The organism is Pseudoalteromonas aurantia 208 (assembly GCF_014858725.1).
GTDB classification, from domain to species: Bacteria; Pseudomonadota; Gammaproteobacteria; order Enterobacterales; family Alteromonadaceae; genus Pseudoalteromonas; species Pseudoalteromonas aurantia.
Window position 1 is genome coordinate 211,133 of sequence record NZ_AQGV01000013.1, and the last position, 20,754, is coordinate 231,886.

16 protein-coding genes are annotated in these 20,754 nt (G+C 40.5%); 9 read left to right on the plus strand and 7 right to left on the minus strand.

What is annotated here, in order from left to right; translation table 11 throughout:
* Nucleotides 1-624, plus strand: a complete 624-nt coding sequence (locus tag PAUR_RS16105; RefSeq protein ID WP_192508772.1) for a peptidylprolyl isomerase — start codon at nt 1-3, stop codon at nt 622-624.
* 19 nt (nt 625-643) lie between these two features.
* Nucleotides 644-2,026 (plus strand): AmpG family muropeptide MFS transporter, encoded by a 1,383-nt coding sequence (locus tag PAUR_RS16110; RefSeq protein WP_192508773.1) that lies wholly within the window; start codon nt 644-646, stop codon nt 2,024-2,026.
* Between the two features lie 53 nt (nt 2,027-2,079).
* On the opposite strand, the gene PAUR_RS16115 is transcribed toward PAUR_RS16110, so the two are convergent.
* A complete protein-coding gene (locus PAUR_RS16115) occupies nt 2,080-2,322 on the minus strand; it encodes a helix-turn-helix domain-containing protein (protein WP_192508774.1) in 243 nt (80 codons plus the stop codon).
* Nucleotides 2,323-2,864: 542 nt separating this feature from the next.
* Nucleotides 2,865-3,203 carry an iron-sulfur cluster insertion protein ErpA gene (gene erpA / locus PAUR_RS16120; protein WP_010362831.1) on the minus strand — a complete coding sequence of 113 codons (339 nt, stop codon included), beginning with the start codon at nt 3,201-3,203 and terminating at the stop codon, nt 2,865-2,867.
* 259 nt (nt 3,204-3,462) lie between these two features.
* Here erpA and PAUR_RS16125 point away from each other — a divergent pair, with 259 nt between their 5' ends.
* The 5 genes from PAUR_RS16125 to PAUR_RS16145 all read left to right on the plus strand — a co-directional run bounded on the left by PAUR_RS16125 (nt 3,463) and on the right by PAUR_RS16145 (nt 9,999).
* Entirely contained in the window at nt 3,463-5,145 is a 1,683-nt protein-coding gene (locus PAUR_RS16125) for a chloride channel protein (protein ID WP_192508775.1), read from the plus strand.
* A gap of 13 nt (nt 5,146-5,158) precedes the next feature.
* Nucleotides 5,159-5,593, plus strand: coding sequence for a CopD family protein (locus PAUR_RS16130; protein WP_192508776.1), 435 nt, complete (start codon nt 5,159-5,161; stop codon nt 5,591-5,593).
* Between the two features lie 105 nt (nt 5,594-5,698).
* The gene (locus PAUR_RS16135) at nt 5,699-6,715 is read left to right on the plus strand and encodes an aspartate carbamoyltransferase (protein WP_192508777.1); all 1,017 of its coding nucleotides are present in this window, start codon (nt 5,699-5,701) and stop codon (nt 6,713-6,715) included.
* 16 nt (nt 6,716-6,731) lie between these two features.
* Nucleotides 6,732-8,012, plus strand: coding sequence for a glutamate-1-semialdehyde 2,1-aminomutase (gene hemL / locus PAUR_RS16140; protein ID WP_192508778.1), 1,281 nt, complete (start codon nt 6,732-6,734; stop codon nt 8,010-8,012).
* Nucleotides 8,013-8,157: 145 nt separating this feature from the next.
* Nucleotides 8,158-9,999, plus strand: a complete 1,842-nt coding sequence (locus PAUR_RS16145; RefSeq protein ID WP_192508779.1) for a methyl-accepting chemotaxis protein — start codon at nt 8,158-8,160, stop codon at nt 9,997-9,999.
* Between the two features lie 24 nt (nt 10,000-10,023).
* On the opposite strand, the gene mrcB is transcribed toward PAUR_RS16145, so the two are convergent.
* The 4 genes from mrcB to PAUR_RS16165 form a co-directional block, all read right to left on the minus strand.
* Nucleotides 10,024-12,384 (minus strand): penicillin-binding protein 1B, encoded by a 2,361-nt coding sequence (mrcB, locus tag PAUR_RS16150; RefSeq protein WP_192508780.1) that lies wholly within the window; start codon nt 12,382-12,384, stop codon nt 10,024-10,026.
* A 119-nt stretch (nt 12,385-12,503) separates the two neighbouring features.
* Nucleotides 12,504-13,733, minus strand: a complete 1,230-nt coding sequence (locus PAUR_RS16155) for an ammonium transporter (RefSeq protein ID WP_192508781.1) — start codon at nt 13,731-13,733, stop codon at nt 12,504-12,506.
* 10 nt (nt 13,734-13,743) lie between these two features.
* Complete coding sequence (locus PAUR_RS16160; protein WP_192508782.1) at nt 13,744-14,082, minus strand: P-II family nitrogen regulator; 339 nt, start codon at nt 14,080-14,082, stop codon at nt 13,744-13,746.
* 173 nt (nt 14,083-14,255) lie between these two features.
* The gene (locus PAUR_RS16165) at nt 14,256-15,488 is read right to left on the minus strand and encodes a GGDEF domain-containing response regulator (RefSeq protein ID WP_192508783.1); all 1,233 of its coding nucleotides are present in this window, start codon (nt 15,486-15,488) and stop codon (nt 14,256-14,258) included.
* 275 nt (nt 15,489-15,763) lie between these two features.
* Here PAUR_RS16165 and PAUR_RS16170 point away from each other — a divergent pair, with 275 nt between their 5' ends.
* Together PAUR_RS16170 and PAUR_RS16175 are read left to right on the plus strand one after the other, a co-directional pair.
* Nucleotides 15,764-17,272 carry a S10 family peptidase gene (locus PAUR_RS16170; protein ID WP_192508784.1) on the plus strand — a complete coding sequence of 503 codons (1,509 nt, stop codon included), beginning with the start codon at nt 15,764-15,766 and terminating at the stop codon, nt 17,270-17,272.
* Between the two features lie 129 nt (nt 17,273-17,401).
* Complete coding sequence (locus PAUR_RS16175) at nt 17,402-18,217, plus strand: DUF2797 domain-containing protein (protein ID WP_192508785.1); 816 nt, start codon at nt 17,402-17,404, stop codon at nt 18,215-18,217.
* On the opposite strand, the gene PAUR_RS16180 is transcribed toward PAUR_RS16175, so the two are convergent.
* A complete protein-coding gene (locus tag PAUR_RS16180) occupies nt 18,190-20,706 on the minus strand; it encodes an EAL domain-containing protein (RefSeq protein ID WP_192508786.1) in 2,517 nt (838 codons plus the stop codon). The two genes, PAUR_RS16175 and PAUR_RS16180, sit on opposite strands and share 28 nt — an antisense overlap.
* Nucleotides 20,707-20,754 lie beyond the last annotated feature (48 nt).

Sequence of the window (20,754 nt, forward strand, 5' to 3'; positions counted from 1 at the left end):
ATGAATCGAGTAATCATTGCTTGCGCCATTTTTATTTTTTCAAACCTATCTTTTGCTGCAAATAAGGAAGGCCGCTTTGTACAAAAAGACAACTTATTCCCTAGAGTTGAAATCACAACGAGCTTAGGGGTAATCACTCTTGAGTTAGATAGATCTAGAGCACCGATTACCGTGAATAACTTTCTCACCTACGTTGTTAATGGTGACTATAAAGGCTCTGTATTTCATCGTGTTGAACGTGATGAGGCCAATGAACAAGACTTTGTCATTCAAGGTGGTGGCTATGACAAAGAGTACGATGGCATGTTTGAACGCCCTCCTATATTCAATGAAAGTGGTAACGGCATGAAAAACGACATATACAGTGTCGCTATGGCATATCAAGATAGCAAGCCGCATTCTGGAACAAGACAATTCTTTTTTAATATGGATAACAATAAACACTTGAATCCGGGACGTGACTGGGGTTTTGCTGTATTTGGTAATGTGATTGAAGGGTACGAAACACTTGATAAAATAATGCAGGTAGAAACGGGGTTCAATGAGAAACTGGGCTATACATTTATTCCAAAGAAACCAGTTATTATATACGATGTGGCAATCTTAAAAGCGATAGAACTCTAATTTAAAAGAAGCATAAAACATGATCCTCAAAGCGAGTTTAAGTGACTACTTAAGTTATTATAAAGATCGACGTTTGATTACTATTTTCATGCTAGGGATCAGCAGTGGCTTCCCTTGGGTTCTGATCGGTTCAGTCATGTCCGCATGGCTAAAAGACGAAGGTTTAAGCCGAAGTATGATCGGTCTATTTGGGATTGTATTTGGTGCGTACACCATTAACTTTCTATGGTCTCCTTTGCTCGATCGTGTCAAGCTCCCCTTTCTAACGACACAATTAGGTCAACGCCGAAGTTGGATTGCCTTATGCCAAGTTATTACCGCACTGGCCACCATCGCAATGTCATATATTGTTATAAAAGATAACTTGTTCAGTGCCGCCCTATTGTGTTTTTTAATAGCAGCAGCATCTGCTACACATGACATCGCTATAGACGCATATAGAATTGACATATTACCTGAAAATGAGAGTGAAAAAGCCACCGCAGCTGCTGCAATGGCCACCTCTGGTTGGTGGACAGGATATGCTTTACTGGGCGCTATTCCATTTTTCCTTGCTGACTCTCCCTATTTTGATTGGCCAAAAATTTACTTACTGCTTGGCATTATTATGGGCTTATTAGTGTTGGTTACACTGTTTGCAAAAGAACCTAGCTCACAAAGAGATCATGTTCATAAACAGTTGGAATTGGCATATCAAGCAAGACTTGGCAACTCACAAAGTGTATTTAATCGAGTATTCGCTTGGTTTGCGGTGACATTGGTCGAGCCCTTTAGAAGCTTTTTTACCAAAAATGGCGTTAAAACAGCGCTCGCTTTATTGTTATTCATATTCTTATTTAAAATAGGTGAGTCATTTTTAGCGAGAATGTCCATCGTCTTTTATAAAGAGATTGGTTTCAGCAACACCCAAATTGGTCAATACTCAAAACTGGGGACGGGTGTCATTACCATTATTTTTGCATTTTTAGGCAGTATTTTTAATCATAAATACGGTATTGTAAAAGGGTTATTCATCAGTGGGATCGCAATGGCAGCATCCAACTTAATGTTCTCATGGATTGCCATAGCAGGCCCCCAAGAACATCTTTATGCGATGGCAGTTGTCATCGATGGTTTTACGCAAGCTTGGTCATTAGTCGCAATGGTTGCATTCATTTCTATGCTATGTGACCGTGCATTTAGCGCAACACATTATGCCTTATTAGCATCGCTTGGGAGTTTAGGACGAACGGTGATGTCGAGTTATAGCGGCGTGGTCATTGATGATTGGTTGCATGGTAATTGGGCTATATTCTTTGCTATTACTGCATTAATGGTATTACCGTCGCTATTATTGCTTTATATAATACGTAATAAATTGTTTCAGATCGAAATGTCTTATCATGCATCAAAAAATAGGTAAGAATGAGAGAGTTGAGGTGCAGTTCCTTGCACCCTCTTACGCTATGTTAAATGTTAGTCTTCTTCTTTAACTAAGTTCAACCCTTCATAAGGGTCAACTTCTAATGCTTCGCAGTAGCGTAAAAACTCTATCACATCAAGGCGACGTTCTTGGTTTTCAATTTTACCAATAAAAGAATGTGGCGTACCCAGAACTTGAGCTAAGCTACGCATTGTATGGCCTTTTTCGTGACGCTTCGATTTTAACCACTTAGTTAACTTACCGTTTTCTTCAGAAGAAACAGTTTTACCCATCATATTAAACATCTCCTACTCGATGATTTCTTTAATTAATACCAATATGAAATTTGCCCGTCTCACATCAGCGGTGTACTGTATACCATAGGCTTGATACGAAAATCTATCATTTGTTCCTATGTACCAAATTAGGTATAGACTATATTTCTGTTAACACCTAATTAAAATTTAACTTTTTACCGACTTTTTATCCAAGCGTTAACAGGCATTAACTTTAACAAATTTTTTATAAAATGCACCAGAAAATGAAATAATTTATTTTTACTTTTAAAACAATCACTTACAAAATCAGATTAAGGAATAAATTGATGATAGAGAATTATTTATGATTAGACTACTGTTTTTAATACCTATTTTATTATGTGCTGGTTGGTTTTGGTTTTTAAGAAGCAACCATATTCCTCTGAAAAAAGGAAGGCGAGGATTTATCTACATACTAACATTTAGCACTTTTGTATTAGCATTCTTTGCATTAATGATCTACGTGACAAAAAAATAAAAAAGCCACGTATTAACGTGGCTTCTTCTCTAACTTAGAAAAGCTAAACACTAAAACTCGCACCGCAACCGCATGTTGTAGTTGCATTTGGGTTACTCACAAAAAAGCGTGCTCCCTCTAAGCCCTCTGTGTAATCCACTACACCATCAATTAAATATTGAATACTCATGGGATCAACAACCATAACCACACCATTTTTCTCAATTTCTAAATCACCTGGGTTGGCTTTTTCATCAAAAGTAAATCCATATTGAAAGCCAGAGCAACCGCCTCCTGTTACATAAACACGCAGTTTTAACTCAGGATTCTCTTCTTCTTCGATTAACTCTTTTACGCGATGTGCCGCAGCATCACTAAATTGAATTGGTAACTGTTCAGACATACTATTCGACCCTTGTACATTTTATAGCTGGATTATCTAATACCCGAGTATTTTAATCAAGTATAGTCATCGTACCTTAATTGATTAAAATTACACCACATCAATGTAGACTCAAAGGCAATGTCTAACTTAAGTCTTAAGGTGAATATTTATAACAAGCATAATATATAAATTCCCCCTCAAAATTTGGGTTTGCCACTAAGACGAAGTGACATTTTTTTGATAGACTTAAGTCTTTAATATGACATGGAATTAAGATATGTCGCTGGATACATTACGGCGTAGGTTAGCCAAACCCAAAACATCTGTACAATTGTGTTTACTCGGCGTATGTGCTGGTTTAATTGCGGCTATTCTGATCATCTTATTTCGTCTGACCATCATATTCATACAGTCTACTTTCTTAGACTCCCCAGATCACTTCTCGCAACTCCCTGAATTTCAACGCGTTGCACTACCGGTGTTTGCTGCATTACTCATTGCTTTGTTTGCTAATTTGACTGGCTTTAGACATTACCGGCTAGGTATTCCTTTCGTGATACACCGTATTAAACATCACTATGGACAAATGCCAATTTGGAACACAGCAAATCAATTTTTTGGCGGTGCCGTCGCACTTATTAGTGGATTTTCTGTTGGTCGTGAAGGCCCTTCCGTTCATATGGGAGCCACTGGTGCAAGTATTTTAGCTGAACGACTGCATTTACCAATGAATGCATCTCGTACCCTTGCGGGGTGTGGTGTAGCAGCGGGTATTGCCGCATCATTTAATACGCCACTTGCTGCTGTAATTTTTGTCATGGAAGTCGTTTTAAGGGAATACAAAATACATATTTTCGTACCCATTATGCTCGCGGCTGTCACAGGCGCCTTAGCCACTCAGTTTGTATTTGGCGCCAGCTCTGAGTTGGCGCTTATCAACATCACGCCATTGAGCTTTTGGCACTATCCCTATTTAATTATATGTGGTGTAATACTTGGTGCTGTAGCCTTTAGTTTCAATCAAAACCTCATGCTCATAATAAAAACATTTAAACCTCTAAGCATGTTACCAAGGTTACTTTTAGCAGGGTTAATTGCTGGCCTTATTGGTTATATGGTCCCCCAAGCCATGGGCTCTGGGATGAGTGCTATTACCATTGCTGTTGATGCACCTGAGAATATTCAGCTACTCACAACCATACTCATCGCCAAATTACTTGCAACATTATTTGCTATTGGGCTGGGCATACCAGGGGGATTAATCGGCCCTGTCATAGGACTTGGTGTTGTCATGGGGACTTTGATGTCGTTTTTTGCACAATTTATTACTCCAGGCGTCGATGTCAGTGGCACGTATGGCGTTTTAGGCATGGCTGGACTATTAGCTGCCACATTACACGCGCCATTGGCCGCTTTAACCGCGGTGATGGAGTTAACATCAAGCCATGAAATCATTGTACCAGCCATGCTGGTGATTTCCGCCGCCTATGTCACTGCACTACAAGTGTTTGGCAATCGCTCCATCTTTTTACAGCAGCTTGACTTCCAAGGCTTACCGTATCAAGTTTCACCTGCCAGTGAAGCACTACAAAAAGTCGGAATTATGGATGACATGGATGAGCACTTTAAATTACTCTACTCTGATGACAAAGATCAGATAAAAGAAACGCTTGGCGCAGTAAATAGTCAAACCCCTCTCATTGTATTTGATGAAGAAAATGGTTACCGGTTAGCTGAGTACGACCTCAATCTAATGAGCGACCAAAACATGAATATCTCTTACATTCCTCTGCAAGGGTTAAGCAGTCAAGCGACGTTATCAGATGCATTTGATGTCCTAAAAGACAAACGCAGTGGCGCTGTATACATTTATAACCAAAAAGACAATCGACAAATTATGGGGATATTACGATGGGATCATATCCGCCATATTTTAACCACTCGAAACAGCTTACTTTAAATTTGAGGGCACAATGAGCTTACTTTTGACTTATAAGGCACTACACCTTTTTTTCATGATCGCATGGTTTGCAGGTATTTTTTATCTACCGAGATTGTTTGTGTATCACGCTATGACACAAGAGAAGTCATGCAGCGCTATGCTCAAAATAATGGAACGTCGCCTCTTATTTTTTGTGACACCGTTCGCCATACTGACGCTCGTTTTTGGCGTACTCACCATTGTTGAATATGGACGAGAATGGTTTCGTCATAGCATGTGGTTACATTACAAATTGGTCTTTGTGATCGTGCTATACCTTTATCATGGTCTGTGCTTTAAATTACTCGCAGACTTTAAACATGATAGAAATAAACGTAGCGATCGCTTTTATCGCTATTTTAACGAGTTCCCTGTGCTCATGTTACTTGCGATTGTATTACTCGCAGTACTCAAACCAAGCCTTTAATTATGTTACAATGGCGCGCCAAATAACCATGCGACTGCATGCCCGTTATCATGGTGGTTTGCTGTGCCGCAAGCCCGTTGTCAATCTGTGATTAGGAACCACCCCATGTTAAGTTTCCAAGGTGAAAACATTCTTTCCGTGAATCAATTGGATCGAGAAGCAATTGAACATATTTTTGCTGTCGCAAAACAAATGGAACCTTATGCCAAAAAGCATAAGCGAACGCGTGTTTTAGAGGGCGCTATATTAGCCAACCTATTCTTTGAGCCAAGTACTCGTACCCGAGTGAGCTTTGGTACTGCATTTAACTTACTCGGTGGCATTGTCCGAGAGACAACAGGCATGCAAAGCTCTGCATTGGCAAAGGGTGAGTCTTTATACGACACTGCTCGTGTGATATCTGCTTACGCCGATGCCGTTGCAATGCGTCATCCTGACGCTGGTTCAGTGTCAGAATTTGCAACAGGTTCAGACGTCCCCGTAATTAATGGTGGTGATGGCCCCAATGAGCACCCAACCCAAGCATTATTAGACTTACTAACTATCGATAGAGAGCTTGGACGTTTTGAGCGTGGTATTGATGGGATGCATATTGCGTTAGTGGGGGACTTAAAATACGGTCGTACCGTACACTCCTTATCAAAATTATTATGTCATTATAAAGATATCCACTTTAGCATGGTTGCTCCAGATGGATTGCAAATGCCCGATTACATTTTAGATAGTGTCAGTAATGCAGGTCATAAAATAGAAATCGTGTCAAAAATGGAAGGTAACTTAGCTGCTGATATCGTCTATCAAACGCGTATTCAAGAAGAACGCTTTCCTTCTCAAGAAGAAGCAAACAAATACCGCGGTGGCTTTAGGATCAGCCAGGCCATTTATAACGCGCACTGTAAACCTAACTCAGTATTAATGCATCCACTACCGCGTGATAGCCGCAGTGATGCAAATGAGTTAGACAACGATCTCAATAATAACGACAACCTCGCTATATTCCGTCAAGTACAAAACGGTGTCTTGATCAGAATGGCGTTGTTTGCGTTAACGCTCGGTGTTGAAAACCAAATTACCAAGTATGAAGCCGATGTACCTTGGTTTAGCCGCAAGCGTAATAGTTAAATAATAGGAACTAAAAATGACCATTAGCCAAGATTTATTTTCCCGTGCACAAGCTTCTATTCCTGGCGGTGTAAATTCACCTGTGCGTGCATTTAATGGCGTAGGTGGTACGCCTTTATTTATTACCAAAGCCGAAGGCCCGTTTACATTTGATGCTGACGGTAATCGTTACATCGATTACGTTGGTTCATGGGGACCCATGATTTTGGGACACAACCACCCTGAAATTAAACGCTCAGTACTGGAAGCGGTCGAAAACGGTTTAAGTTATGGTGCGCCGACTGAAACCGAAATACTCATGGCCGAAAAAGTAAAAGCGCTTGTACCGTCTATTGAAAAAGTTCGTATGGTAAGTTCTGGTACCGAAGCTACCATGAGTGCGATCCGCCTTGCTAGAGGGTACACACAACGTGATAAAATCTTAAAGTTTGAAGGTTGCTATCATGGCCACGCAGATTCTTTACTTGTTAAGGCTGGATCTGGCGCTTTGACAATGGGAGTACCCAATTCACCAGGTATACCTGAGGACTTTGCTAAACATACACTTACGGTCTCTTTTAATGATTTAGAAGAAGTAAAAGCCATTTTTTCTGAATATAAAGATGAAATCGCGTGTATCATTGTGGAGCCTGTCGCAGGTAATATGAACTGCATTCCACCACAAGCTGGCTTTTTAGAAGGCTTACGTGAGGTATGTGATACCCACGGTGCGGTATTGATCTTTGATGAAGTTATGACCGGGTTCCGTGTCGCACTCGGGGGTGCGCAAGCATATTACAACATCCAGCCTGATTTAACTTGCCTAGGAAAAGTGATTGGTGGCGGTATGCCAGTAGGTGCTTTTGGTGGTAAACAGGCAATTATGGATTATATTGCCCCAGTCGGCCCCGTGTATCAAGCCGGTACGTTGTCTGGTAACCCTATCGCGATGGCTGCGGGTCTAAAAGCGCTGGAGCTATTATCTGTAGATGGCTTGCATGACGAGCTAGAAGCGAAAAGTAAAGCGTTATGCGAGGGTTTTCAGCAAGCTGCTGATGCCGCTGGTATTCCACTCACAACAAACTTTGCAGGTGGTATGTATGGCTTTTTCTTTACCGATTCGGAAACTGTCACGAGCTATCAACAAGCGACACAGTGTGATCTAGAGCGTTTTAAACAGTTCTTTCATCTAATGCTTGAAGAAGGCGTGTATTTAGCACCTTCAGCGTTTGAAGCTGGCTTTGTAAGTACAATGCATTCAGATGAAGATATTAAAAATACCATTTCAGCAGCTGAACGCGTATTTGCAAAACTCTAACTGTGCATGAGTTAAAGTCGTAATAAATCACTAAATTAAAGCCCATTAGGGCTTTTTTTATGTCTACTTACTTTATTTTGAACTAATATAAACATTTACACGGTCTACTATTCTCGAATATTTTTAACATTCAAAAGTGAACAATATGCAAGGATTAAGAACGCTCAGCGCGCCTGCAACACAATTTATGGCGCAATTAAAATATAAAACAAAAATTAGCTTAGTTTTCGGTATTTTGCTGGTTCCATTGAGTTTAAGCCTATTCTTTTTGACAAATATATTGTCAGACTCAATTCGGGTCAGTAAAGAACAACAACATGGTTTAAGCATTTACCCCAAATTACTCTCAAATATAATGCAAGAGCGTACTGAAAATAACCGACGCGTTGCTACTGCGGCTGGCTTTAAAATTGCAGCTCAAGAAAATTCATCGGTTTTAGAGCTCGTATCAATCCAGTCAAAATTGGCAATTGATGATAATTTAACTCGCTCGTATATAAATAGAACTTTAGTTGAATCAACGCCTCGATTACTGTCACAAATTAATGCAGTAGCAGAGCAAGCAAACAAAGTCATCAGCGCAGGACGATTCACTCCTGATAGTTTTATTGCACTATCGAATCTCAATAAAGGGCTCCCCACCTTTAATGAACAATTACAAAGTAAATTACAAGTTGCACTGCGAGCTATGCCAAGTACAAGAACAATATTACAACGACATATTGATGCTCTTGAGAAAAGCTTAGATGAATATAAAGCCGCTGTGACAGATAAACTCCTAGAACCAGATGATTTACAATTATCTCAAAATCAGTTTAGGCGCTTTCATCAAACCGTTCTTGATGATGTCAGCTCACTCGTTAACTCAGCAACACCTCAGTTAAAAGAATTACTCACGCACAAGCTCGATCAACAGCGAATGATACGAAACACCGTTGCTGTTGCTGCGCTAGTTAGCTTATTAATGGCTGTTTACTTAATGCTTGGTTTTTATTTTGCTGTTTCCGATAGCATTTCTAATTTTTCCCACACAGCAGCCAGAGCAGCCAATGGTGATTTAAGCGCGAAAGCAACAGCTCATGGTAAAGATGAAATGTCTATCATCGTAGAACAATACAATAAAGTGATTGATGCGTTTGTACATATACTAGAAGATGTTAATACTACCAGCAGTGATTTACATACAGCCACAAATCAGCTAAGCCAAATCAGTCAAGATACCCGTGATGATGTGGACCAACAGCAAAATAAGATCCAAACAATTCACGGAGCACTAAGTGAAATGGCGCACTCTGCTGATTCTGTTGAAACATCGGCACTACATGCAACTGAATTAGCCTCAACCGCAGCCCAACATGTCAAACAAGGGACAAAGAATACGACTGAATTAGCGCAACATATGACTGAACTACAACAAGAGTTTGAAGAAAGTCGCGGAGCACTCGATAAGCTCGCACAAGATAGTCAAAACATTAGTAAAGTCAGCGCTGCAATTAGCGAAATAGCTGAGCAAACAAATTTACTGGCATTGAATGCAGCCATTGAAGCAGCACGAGCAGGTGAACAAGGCCGTGGATTTGCAGTTGTCGCTGATGAGGTGCGTACACTTGCCAAGCGAACACAACAACAAACTGAAGAGATCCACAGCATTATTAGCTCCCTACAAAGTGCTTCTAACGACACGCAAAGTAAAATGCGCAACAGTGTTGAAAAAATGGAACTTGGTGTGAGCGCTGCTAACCAAACTAATCAAGTCCTGCAAGCTGCGGAACAGAGCATGATAGATATAGATAAACAAGGTCATTTAATTTCTGATCTAGTTAAACAACAATCCAACGCGACCCAACAAGCGCTTGCTGATTCTAGTGAAATTAGTAGCTTAGCGGAGCATACACTTACTTCTGCAGAAGCAACACAAGATGGCGCACACAAATTATCGACCATGGCAACTCACTTGCAAAGTGCTATGAGCCAATTTAAAACATAAGCACATTTATTTAGCCCAACAGAGCTAACACTTAGGTCTTGGCTCAAATTCACTCACTCGCACCGGTAACTGAATGACTTTCCCACAACTTGGCGGTGCTTGTTTCCCTGTCTGTTCATTGACAAAAGCCCAACGTATATCACTTGGTCGATTGTCAGCAATGGCTTGTGGGTTAAGCGGTTTTAAATAACGTATATACAATTCAAGTGCACCACTGGCTCCCGTTAAACCCGTTGGTCGGTTATCATCTCGGCCTAACCACGTCACTGTCACTGTATTATGGTCAAATCCAGCAAACCAACTGTCTCGCAAGTCATTGCTTGTACCTGTTTTCCCTGCAAGTTGAATGGAAGGAAAATGCGCGTTGAGGCGTCGAGCCGTGCCATCTTTTGTTACTCTCTTCAGACCATACTTCGTCATATAACTCGCATCATCAGAAAAACGTTTCTCGGCATCTACTTGATGTTCATAAATCACTTTACCTAATGCATTCGTCATCGCCGAGATACTGGTTAACTTGCTATATTCGCCATTACGGGCAAGCGTGCTATATATTTGTGCTACATCAAAGCTTGATAACTCTAGGGCACCCAATAGCAAAGACGGATACCGGCTAACATGACCTTCAAAGCCGAGTTTTGTAAGTGAGTTCGCCACATTATGAACGCCAATATCAAGTCCTAAATTAACAACGGGGATATTGATACTACGACTAAATGCTCTAAACAGCGGCATACTACCACGAAATTTATGATCGAAATTCTCAGGTGTCCACGTATCCCCGGCTTCATCTGTGACTTGTAATGGCGCATCCTCTAATAAGGTACCTAAGTTGTACTGGGGTTGTTCTAATGCCGTTAAGTAGACAGCAGGCTTCACCAGCGAACCAATATTTCGTTTAGTGTCTAAAACCCGATTAAAGCCACTAAAACGCACGTCTCGACCCGCAGCAAGAGCTGATACACCGCCCTTCTCTACATTAACTGCCACCATAGCCGTTTCAAGTTGCTTTGTTTTAAAACGTCGCTCTAAATAAGGCAAACCTTCACGAATAGCATCTTCCATTGCGGTTTGTTTTTGTAGATCAAAATAAGTAAAGATCCGCACTCCAGCATGAATAATTTCTTGGTTTGGAAGTAACCTTTTGAGCTCTCGATCCACTAACTCTAAATAACCAGGGTAGCTTTTGTGCAAACTATTTTTTAATGATTGAATCTTTATTGGCCTGGCGAGTGCCGCTCGAAATTCATTTGTCGTGATATGGCCTGATTCAACCAGCAAACGCAGCACTAAATCTCTACGTTCTCGAACCCTTTCAGGGTAACGTCTTGGATTATAATATGAAGGTCCTTTCACCATCGCAATCAATAAGGCTATTTGATCAAACTCAAGTTCATCCACTGGTTTAGCAAAGTAAAACTCCGCCGCCAACCCCATACCATGAACGCCTTGGTTATATGCTTGACCTAAATATACTTCATTTAAATACGCCTCTAAAATTTCATCTTTGCTGTAGCGATAATCTAAGATCAGCGCAATAAAAGCCTCATTGATTTTGCGGACTATCGAGCGCTCTCGAGTTAAGTAAAAATTTTTAGCTAACTGCTGCGTTAACGTACTGCCCCCTTGTACCGTCCGGCCAACTTTAATATTGGTATAAAATGCCCGCATAATAGACCACAATGACACACCGTGATGCTCATAAAAGTCTCGGTCTTCGACTACAAGTAATGCTTGCTTCAATATATTTGGGAACTTATCTAAAGGAACAAACTCTCGATCTTGATTACTTTCATTACCAATGCGTGCTATTTGAACTGGCTCTAATCTGGCCGATTTCACTCTACGACCATCTTGACCAACAATACTCGCAAGCTTTTTACCTGCAAAGTTTAAAGTAAATATTTGTGCTTGCTCAGCACCATCATGGAAGTTAAACGTTCGTCGATGTACTTTAATCGTGCGGCCTTGCTGCACATACTGCCCAGTTCGATTGAGTCGATTAACATGCGAATAGTTAAGGCGCTTTAACTCCCATAAAACTTCGTCCTCTGATAAGTATTGGTCGGGATAAAACGTCATTGAACGCGCATAAACTTGCACCGGCAATTGCCATTTGTTCCCCTCGAACTGACGTGTAATCTTGGCATCTAAATACACGACATAAAACGCAACCATCACAATACACGCCAAACTGCCTTTCCAAAATAGATTCCAGATTGTTTTCAAAATGCGCTGTTTAATACGCTGTAATGTTGAGAGTTTAGAGGGCATTTTTGCCGCTTTTTTTCGGGGCTTTGCTTTTGTCGTTTTTACATTTCTTTTACTAGGTGGTTTAACTGTTTTATCAGTACTTTTTTTAGAACCCGCGCTTTTGTCTGCCATGCCTACCGTACTAGAGGGAGCGTTAAATAGTGGATAAGCCTAGAGTACCTCAGATTAACCTGACCTGAAAGATACTACGGGCCTAAAAGGCCCGTTATCTTGAGATATCGTGATGCAAGTTACTGTGAGCGAACACTCACAAACTCTGGGTAGGCGTCAATACCACAGTCATGCTGATCCATTCCATTGATTTCTTCTTCCTCTCCAACACGAATTCCTATCGTGCTCTTTAGTAAAGCCCATACTAAATACGACACAATAAATACAAACCCTAAAATACTTATTAAGCCAATAAACTGAATTCCAAACGTCGCATCTGAATTAGAAAGAGGAACTAACATAATACCTAACATGCCACATGTACCATGAACTGATATTGCACCAACTGGGTCGTCTACTTTCGCCTTATCTAAAAACACAATACTGAATACCACTAATGAACCACCCAATGCGCCTAACAGACAAGCCAGTAAAGGGGTCGGCGATGCTGGCTCGGCGGTAATAACAACCAAACCTGCCAAGGCACCATTTAACACCATCGTTAGGTCCGCTTTTCGCCATAATGCCTTACACACTAGTAGTGCTGCAATCGCGCCAGTTGCAGCAGCTGCATTTGTATTAAGCAAAATTTGGCTAACCGCAATCGCATTATTTTTATCTGCGATGAATAACTGTGAGCCACCATTAAAACCAAACCAACCCATCCATAAAATAAAGGTACCCAATGTTGCTAGTGGCATATTTGAGCCCGGTATAGGGTAAATCTCACCGTTTTTACCATATTTACCTTTTCTTGCGCCTAACAATAATACCCCCGCTAATGCAGCTGCTGCTCCGGCTCCATGAACAATAGCCGAGCCAGCAAAATCTACGAACCCTAAGTTAGATAAAAACCCTCCCCCCCAAGTCCAATAGCCTTCAATAGGATAGATAAAGCCTGTCAGCACCACCGTAAATGCAAGAAATGCCCATAATTTCATACGTTCAGCAACAGCACCCGATACAATAGACATCGCGGTCGCAACAAACACCACCTGAAAAAAGAAGTCGGCCTCTAAAGCATGATCTGCTTCAGCGCTCGCAGCACCAATTAAAGCACCAAAGCTAGGCACTACCCCACCCTCCGTGTTACCGACATACATAATATTGTACCCAATCAATAAAAACATGGTGCATGCTATGGCATATAATGCAATATTCTTGGTCAAGATCTCTGTGGTGTTCTTAGAGCGGACTAAGCCAGCTTCGAGCATGGCAAAGCCAGCAGCCATCCACATCACCAGTACCCCTGAAATTAAAAAGTAAAATGTATTTAGCGAAAATTTAAGTTCTATAATTGCGTTTTCCATAATTTGGTCCTCAAATAGCTTCTTCGTCTAATTCACCAGTACGGATCCGCACAATCTGATCTAGTTCGTATACAAATATTTTTCCATCACCTATTTTCCCTGTATGAGCAGCCCGTGTAAGTACATCAACAACACGTTGTGTATTTTCGCTGTGTGTTGCAATCTCTAGTTTAATTTTAGGAATAAAATCAACCTGATATTCAGCACCTCGATAGAGCTCAGTATGTCCTCGCTGTCGGCCAAAGCCTTTTACATCAATGACAGTCATCCCTTCCACCCCCAGATCTGCCAGCGCTTCTCGTACTTCATCCAATTTAAATGGTTTTATTATTGCACTTATCATTTTCATTGTTAGTCCCCTTAGGACAGGCTTATCCTGTAGTGACAACAATCCAACCTTCATGCCAATAATTTTTTGTTTTTTATTTCATTAAGTTAACTATCGAGGGAATATGAATTGCATAAAAAATGCACCAGTAAGGTGCATTATTAAGATAGCTGGGCTGAACTGGTGCGTACAGATTAACTGTTCACTACAACACAATTACGCTGCTGGGCTTTGGCTTGATACAAGGCTTTATCCGCAGCACGCATAATTTGACTTAATGAGCCATAATTACAAAAAGCCAAACCTATACTGACAGTACAAAATAGAGTTTCATCATTAATGTCAAACTCTGTTTTTGCCAACCTATGACGAAAATCATTCATCGCTTGCTCTGCAACTTGCATATTATTCCCAGGTAAAACAACAGCAAACTCCTCTCCACCAATTCGCGCCACCGTACAATGGTTAAATGCGCTTTTTAATAAGTCTGCAACTTGAGTTAAAACTGAATCTCCGCCCTCATGACCATATTTATCATTAATACTTTTAAATAAGTCTAAATCAAGTAACGCTAAAATATATTGCTCAGGTTTAGATTTAAATAACTTTTCCGCTTGTTGACAAAAAAACCGACGGTTATAAAGCCCAGTTAAATAATCACGGTGTGCATATTCTTTTATCTCAGCAATTAAATTTAGCTGCTCCATTGTTTGCATAATGCGGCAATGAAACTCTTCATTCATAAAAGGTTTTGCTAAGAAATCATTAGCACCAAATTTAATAAATTTAGCCGAGAGACCATGACTGCCCGCACCTGATAAACCGATTATGGCCAATTCATCACGTCCGCGGCTATTACGAATAGCTTTCACTAATTCAAAACCATCCATCGTTGGCATCGCATAATCAGTAAGCAATAACTTAATGTCATAGTCTTCTTTAAGCATATGCAAAGCTTGCTCACCATCTTGAGCTTCGAGTACAGTAAACAGTTGCTTTTCCAGCATCTGCCTCATAACTGCCCGGCTGATCATTGAATCATCAGCGACCAGCGCCTTGCATCCTTGATTACGTAACAAGCGCGAAACCAGTTTAACCGCGTAAAGGTATGAATCTCGGTTATCTTTGATTACATAATCAACCACACCCAGTTCTAGCATTTGTTGGCGACTATATTCGTCAATTTTAGACGTTAAAACCACGGTAGGTACATTTTGTCTTAATGTCAGTTGAACAACCTCTCCATCCATCGCATCTGGTAATGTGAGATCCACTAACGCCAATGTATATTGATGTTGGTTTAAATATTCTTGGCTTTCTTTTAAAGACCAAGCAAAATCTATCTCAACCTCTAAATATAGGCTGGCCAAATGACGCAGAACTTGCTGCACCACTTTACTGTCTTCAACAATTAACACTCTTTGCATGGGAATGAGGCTCTATTACTACTAAGAGAAACTTAACGGATCAAGAATTTAAGAAAATAAATACTTTAATACGACATAATTAAGTCGTAAATATACGCGATTTTTGTTACAAAAAAAACCACAAATACGTTACAAACTACAATCAATTGAGCATTTTTAACTAGTCTTATTTTATTACTTACAACAATCTCATTGAGCACACCATTAAACTCAAATCCTTTGCAATAATGGCCCAAACCTTATTTAATAGATCAATTGTGAAAAGTAGGACTGATATGAAACTCATTAAAGCATTGGTGCTTATCGTCACCTTTATTAGCACAGTGGCATCAGCCACTGAAAATAGCAGAGCTATTGATGTTGATAGCCATATTATTACTAAACATAAAGCGACTATTAATAATCAAAAAATAAATTATACGGTTAACACTGGCACCCAGCCAGTGTGGAATACACAAGGTCATCCCATTGCAACATTACATTATACCTACTACAAAAAAGACAAGGTAAAAGATGACAGTAAACGCCCGCTATTAATTTCATTCAACGGCGGGCCGGGCTCTGCATCTGTTTGGATGCACATCGCTTATACAGGGCCAAGAGTTCTAAAAATAGATAATGAAGGGTACCCAGTGCAGCCATATGGCTTACAAGACAACCCTTTTTCAGTGCTGGATGTTGCAGATATTGTGTTCGTAAACCCAGTCAACACCGGATACTCTCGCGTACTCCCCAATAAAGATGGCACTATGCCCAGCAAAGCGGACCAGAAAAAATGGTTTTTTGGGGTCAATGCTGACATTAAATACCTCAGTGAATGGTTAAACACCTTTGTCACTCGTCATAATCGTTTTCGCTCACCTAAATTTCTCATTGGTGAAAGCTATGGCACAACCCGTGTTTCTGGGTTAGCTCATGCATTACAAAATCAACAATGGATGTATATTAATGGCGTCGTTTTAGTATCACCAACTGACATTGGCATCAAACGCGAAGGCCCCATGAAAACCGCTAACCGCCTACCGTATTTTGCCGCAGCCGCGTGGTATCACAAAGCATTGGAGCCCAGCTTACAAAATAAAGATTTATTAGAAGTATTAGCTGAGGTAGAGACTTATACTATTAATCAATATTTACCAGCTTTGGCCAAAGGCGCTTTTATTGGTACCAAAGAGAAAACAAGCACCATTGCACAGGTAGCCAAATACAGTGGCCTATCTGAAAAGTTCGTAGCACAAAATAACCTAGACATCCCCACTGACGCTTTTTGGAAAGAGTTATTAAGGAGCAAAGGATTTACCTTAGGCCGATTAGATTCGCGCTATTTAGGTATTGATAAACGAGATGCTGGTGACAGTCCAGACTATTGGCCAGAGCTGACATCGTGGTTGCATTCATTTACACCAGCCATTAATTATTACTTAAGAGAAGAGCTCAATTATAAAACTGACGTTAAATATAATATGTTTGGAGATGTCTACCCTTGGGACCGCAGTAATAATGAAACAGGTGAACAACTTAGATTAGCGATGGCTCAAAACCCTTACTTGAATGTGATGATTCAAGCTGGCTATTATGATGGCGCTACTAATTATTTTGATGCTAAATACACTCTTTGGCAACTAGACCCCAGTGGAAAAATGCGGGATAGATTAAGTTTTAAAGGGTATCGTTCAGGGCATATGATGTACTTACGTCGTGCCGACCTTAAAAAATCAAATCAAGAATTGCGCGAGTTTATTCAATCTTCATTACCTAATCCTGATGAAGCTGCAAAATATTGATATATACAAGTGTGAAGATGTTAGCTAATGCATTTTCACACTGGCTCCGATAATAACTAACTGAAAGTTGGCCCTCCCTCCTGTGCTTTGATAATATTGCTTTTTTATAACATCTTTAGGGGCGTAAAGATGCAAGGTACCTTGAGCAAGTTAAAAGCACAACTCACTGATCCTATTCAGTATCAATTACCTGTTGGTGATGCACTAATAGATCTTAACCCGTTTATCGGCAAGCATATTACATTAACTCACACAGGCAATATATTTTGTAGCAACTGCGGTAAAAAAACCAAAAAGAGCTATTCTCAGGGGCATTGCTTTGTATGTATGAAAAAGCTCGCAAGTTGTGACATGTGTATCATGAAGCCTGAAACTTGTCATTATGATCAGGGAACCTGCCGAGAGCCTGAGTGGGGCGAAAACAATTGTTTCACTCCTCACTATGTATATTTGGCCAACACATCAGGTTTAAAAGTGGGTATTACTCGACACACCCAGATCCCTACTCGTTGGATAGATCAAGGCGCAACACAAGCACTCCCTATTTTTAAAGTACAAACCCGATTACAATCAGGACTGGTAGAAGTTGCACTTGCAGAGTTCATTGCGGACAAAACAAATTGGCGCAACATGCTCAAAGGCATTAGTGTTGATGCCGATCTCAAAGCTGCAGCGGAACAGTTAATTCCACAAATCCAGAAAAAGCTCAGTGAACTTGCCGAGTTGTTTGGTGCAACCGCCATTGAATTGCTCGACGAAGAGGTCGTAGATCTCTCATTTCCTGTTGACGTATACCCAAAAAAAGTGAGCTCATTCAACTTTGACAAAAACCCCGAGGTCAGTGGGACGTTACAAGGGATCAAAGGACAGTACTTAATCTTTGACACTGGGGTGATCAATATTCGAAAGTTCACCTCTTATGAAGTCAACTTTGCGCAATTATAAAAATTAATCCAATTAGTCGCAGCCAGAGGCTTACAAAACAAGAAGCCTTGTAGTGTATGACAACCCAGTTTTTGTAGAAATTGACGTTGCTCTGGCTTTTCTACTCCTTCTGCAACAACATGTAAATTCAGTGCTTTCGCCATCGCAATGATCGCGCTTACAATTTCACTATTGCCATATTCATCGGGGATTTTTGCAATAAAACTGGCATCAATTTTTAAGATATCTATTGGTAGCTTGGTCAGATAACTTAACGCCGAATAGCCTGTTCCAAAGTCATCTAAAGCAATTGATACCCCCAAATTTTTCAGTTTTTTTAACTCTGCTTTGGCATCATGTAAGTTGCTAATAAAGCTGCTCTCTGTCAGCTCAAGTTCCACGTAACGACCGTTTAAACTATGCTTATTTAACGCATGTGCAACTGTCATTGTAAGGTCCCCTTGACACAAATGCTGTGCGGAAACATTGATTGCAATACGTCGAATATCTACCCCCTGATATCGCCAAAACGCCATTTGCTCACATGCTCGATTAATCACCCATTTATCCAACTGTATGATAAGGCCCAACTCTTCGGCAAGCGGAATAAACTGCGCTGGTGAGATCATACCCAAGTTAGGATCATGCCAACGCAGTAAACACTCTACACTGCTGATCCTGTTACTTGTTAAGCATTGCAATGGTTGAAAATATAATTCAAACTCATTGTTATCAAGTCCGCTCTGGAACCGGCTAAGCATTGATAAGCGTTCCAACGAACGTGCATTCATTGAGGCCCTATATAATTGAAAAGAGTTTCGACCAATTTCTTTTGAACGGTACATAGCAACATCAGCATGTTTCAGTAGCGCTTCACTGTCCAACCCATCTTCGGGGTAAATTGCAGCGCCGATAGATGCGGTAGCAGTAACACATATTTCCCCCAGTTCAAATGGCACACTCAACTGTTCTAAAATCTTATTTGCAAACTCGACAACACTGTCAATATCACTCACTTCTGTGAGCAAAATAACAAACTCATCTCCCCCTAAACGTGCCAGAGTATCCCCTTCTCTGAGTTCTTTCTTTATACGTTCACTGACTTGGATCAATAATTGATCCCCAGCACTGTGCCCTAATGAATCATTTACTTCTTTGAAACGATCAAGATCAATAAACATAACCGCTAACGTTTGCTTATCTCGATGTGCCCCGGCTAGCGCCATAGATAAGCGGTCATGAAATAAACGCCTATTTGGTAAGCTCGTTAGCTCATCAAAATACGCCAACCTTACTATTTTTTCTTCTGCATTTTTACGCTCGGTAATATCACTAAAAATCGCCGCATATAAAACATCTTCGCTATAAGGCTCTTTGATCTCAATGATTGTTAGCCATTCAACATATACATCGCCATTTTTTTTCCGGTTACAAATTTCACCTTGCCAAACTCCTTTATCATGAAGCTGTATCCACATTTTTTCGTAATACTCTGCACCATGTATCCCAGAACTCAACAAACTCGGATTCTGACCTAATACTTCATAATCCTGATAACCTGTCAGTATGCTAAATGCAGGGTTTACTTGAATGATCTCTCCATCACATCGAGTAATCATGATGCCATCTAATGAGGCATCAATGATGCGGTTCGCTAAGTAGAGGTTCTTTTCTGATTTTTGTAATGCAACATCACGTTGTGCTAAAACCTTCTCAAGCTCACTGCAATAAGCAGTTTCAATTTCCGTTAAAACGTTCTTAAGTGCCAACAATCCAATCACTAACTCTGTTTTCGGATCTTTAACAACCAAGTGCCGAATCGATTTAGATGTCATTAACCGGTAGGCATCAAACAAACTGTCTTCCGGTGTCACAGAGTACATTGGGTAACTTGCTAGTTGCCAACAGACCATTCGCCAGTCAGGATTTAACACCATATAGGCGATATCGCGTTGTGTAATAATGCCATATTCAGCTAATGTTTCGTTAAACACTAACACCGCAGTATCACGCTTTTCTTTCATTGCATTGATGGCGACAGATATACAGTCATCGCTTTTTAGTACACTAATTTTTCGTTCAAAATGATCTGCGATCGATCGAAAGTGTAAGTAGTGATCTAAGCCCTGATTACGCACAATATCAGATAAAGACACCGCGCCTATGGCCTGATTATCTTCATCTTTCACCAAAAGGTGCCTTATCCCTAATTGGTGAAACTTGATTGTCGCTTCTCCTAAGGTTTTATTGATGCGAATGTCGTGCACAGGCGACGCCATCAATGCCCCTATCGGCGTGAGAGAAAATGTTGGATTCTCAAAATTCAATTTAACACTATCTGATTCCGTCCAAATGCCAACGATGCGCTCATTATCGGTGACAAAAATAGCACTCACTTTATCCGCTCTCATCAGTTTTACAGCATCAACCAAAGGTGTGCCTCGCCCACAAGAGAGTAACCGATTAGAAAATATATCTTTAATTTGTAATTGACGGTTATCAGTTTCCATAAGCTCAGTCTCGCTTTTTAGCAATCCGAACCAGTATAATGTTGCTCA